At 43.8% G+C, this 2779-nt stretch carries 1 protein-coding gene; it reads right to left on the bottom strand.

What is annotated here, in order from left to right; all coding sequences use genetic code 11:
* Positions 1-82 precede the first annotated feature (82 nt).
* The gene (locus tag JGK11_RS32610; RefSeq protein WP_293214486.1) at positions 83-2698 is read right to left on the bottom strand and encodes a DEAD/DEAH box helicase family protein; all 2616 of its coding nucleotides are present in this window, start codon (positions 2696-2698) and stop codon (positions 83-85) included.
* Between the last annotated feature and the right edge of the window lie 81 nt (positions 2699-2779).

Here is a 2779-nt window from a genome sequence, read left to right as displayed (position 1 = left end):
TGATCTATATTACCTGTTTATCTTGCACTTTTTTCTCCCTCGCGCCATCTAAACCTATGCCACGCAATATGTGATTGATTTTTCAGCAAGCCCTATCTAGATGCGATCGCAAAAAAGCCCTTGCTTTAGCCCGGAACTTCTCAAAGTTATCCAATGCTGTGAAACCAGGCAAATCTACTATTATCTCATCCCCCATTACATCCTCAAAGTCGGTGTAAATAGGTTGGCGCTTTTGTTTCTCAATCAGCCTTACTAGCCCCCGCAGGCGTTTGCGTAACACCTCCAGCATTGGTAATGTCACATCTTGCCACCACTCATCGGTTTGTGCCTCCTGAATCAGGGCTAACTGTTCTTGCACGAAGGGAATGGCAGATTTCTCCTCTAGCAATCCTGCAAGTGACTTCACCTGTTCTTGCAAACGCTTAAACGTAGAATCAGAGCGCAGAATTGCTAATTGTAACTTCAGCATCAGAATATCAAATCTTTTTATTTCTTCTGTTTCTGTTTCCAATTGGGAAGGCAAACCAGCTATTTCTTGGCTAAGTTCCAGAAAATCATCGATCGATAACGATGTCCATGCTGCGGAATTAGCATATTTCTCTACGAATCGTTGTTTAGGTCGCACTATGAAGTTTTCAGTATTCATAGCTGCAACTTCTGTATTGAGTAAATTGGCTAGTTCCTGACGCAATTCTGCATCGGTACTGGGTTCTTTAGAGGCAGATTGATACTCTTGAAGCTGGCTCACTTGTGCTTGATTTATTGGTTGATTTCCAGGTATTCTTTTATCTAGTTCTCCGATTAATTCTAATCGAGCGGTAAACAATTGCTGACCCAATGATTTCGTTATTGGTGCATTAACAGTCTCTGAGTTGTGTTGAAAAAACTCTAAATTTTGGCAATAATCAAACAGGTAAAAAAAATCTTTATCTTGCCCTAATCCAAATAAATCGGGACATAGCCTAGTACCTCGCCCTATCATCTGCCAAAACTTAGTTTTGGAGCGGACAATTTTGAACAGCACCAGATTAACTACCTCTGGTACGTCAATCCCCGTGTCGAGCATATCCACCGAGATTGCGATATGGGGTTCTTTATCTTTTTGAGAAAAGTTATCAATCAGGGTTTGAGCGTAGGTGGTTTTGAAGGTAATAACGCGGGCAAATTCACCCTTAAAGTGTGGGTAGTTGGCGTTGAACCGTTCAGCAATAAACTCTGCATGATCTTGGTTTTTAGCAAAAATAATGGTTTTGCCGAGCCGATCGCCCCCAGCAACCTTTAACCCCCTAGTCATCAGATGCTCTAGCACCTTATCCACGGTATCTTTGTTGAACAGCCATTTGTTGACTGCTTCTGCTTCTACGCGATCGGGGGCGTTACCTTCTGTGTGCCATTCCAGCGCATCCCATTCTTCTCTTTCGGATTCAGAGAGTTCGCCATAATTAATGCCTTGTCGTTGAAACTTAAGCGGCACTGATACTGCTTTCAGGGGGACTAGATAACCATCTTTTACGGCATCTTCAAGCGAGTAAGCATCGGTAGGGACGCCGTTTTCTAAGTCAAACAGTCCGTAAGTGTTGCGGTCAATTTCATCCTTTGGTGTAGCGGTTAGCCCTAGCAGGACAGAATCAAAGTAGTTGAAAATAGTGCGGTATTTCTGGAAAACAGAGCGATGAGCTTCATCAATAATAATTATGTCAAAATGCCCGACACCAAAACGACGCTGACCGTCACGGGTATCATTAATCAATCCCATCATGGTTGGATAGGTGCAAGCAAAAACTCGTCCTTCGGTATCTTTTTCTGTGACTAAGTTTACTGGCGCGGCATCCGGGAGATGTTTCTTAAATACATTGATTGCCTGATTTACCAAAGCTACACGATCGGCTAAAAATAGAACCCGCTTCACCCAGTTACAACGCATCAGCATATCTACTAAGGCGATCGCCGTTCTGGTTTTGCCTGCACCAGTTGCCATAACTATCAGGGCTTTGCGGTCTTTATCAGTCTCGAAAGCTTCGGTAATGTGACGGATGGCACGAGTTTGATAATATCGTTCGGCAATGCTAGGGTTAATGGTGGCTGCTGCTAAAGATTTACGAGTAGCTCGGCGCTGTACGAGTAATTCTAATTCAGTTTTTTTGTAAAATCCTTGCACCTGTCGCGGTGGGTAATTAGTATCATCCCACAGCCAATGTTCGTAACCGTTGGAGTAGAAAATAACTGGGCGTTGATTGAATTGTTTTTCTAGGCAATCTGCATATAATTTAGCCTGTTGTTGTCCGATGCGGGCGTCGTTTCGGGTACGTTTGGCTTCTACGACTGCCAGAGGTTTACCATCATCGCCCCAGAGGACGTAATCAACAAAACCTTGACCTGATGAATTGGGCATCCCTGTAACCGGAAATTCCCGATCGCGCTCTCGATCTAATGCCCATCCTACCTCTTTTAACAACAAGTCGATAAAAATATCGCGGGTTTGTGCTTCAGAATAATCATGGGTATCGGGTTGGGTGACACTGGCTTTCTTGACTGCTGCCAATTCTGCCCGTAGTTGTTTCAGTTCCTCATCAATTGCGTTTTTGTCTGCTACAAGTGTTGAGAGCTTTTCATCGCGTTGGCGTAGCCCGCCGAAGGCATCGCGTAGTTGAGTTTCTAGTTTCTGAAGTTGTTCAATGGTTTGCTTAGAGGCCTCCACAAAAAGAATGATCCAATAGCTATGTGGGTTTAGCGAAAATTTCCACAAACCATTTGTGAAGATTGGGCAGACGATTTATCT

The sequence above is a fragment of the Microcoleus sp. PH2017_34_RAT_O_A genome, assembly GCF_020737885.1.
GTDB lineage: Bacteria > Cyanobacteriota > Cyanobacteriia > Cyanobacteriales > Microcoleaceae > Microcoleus.
Note: the sequence above shows the minus strand (reverse complement) of the source record. Positions and strands in the feature narration are given on the sequence as shown.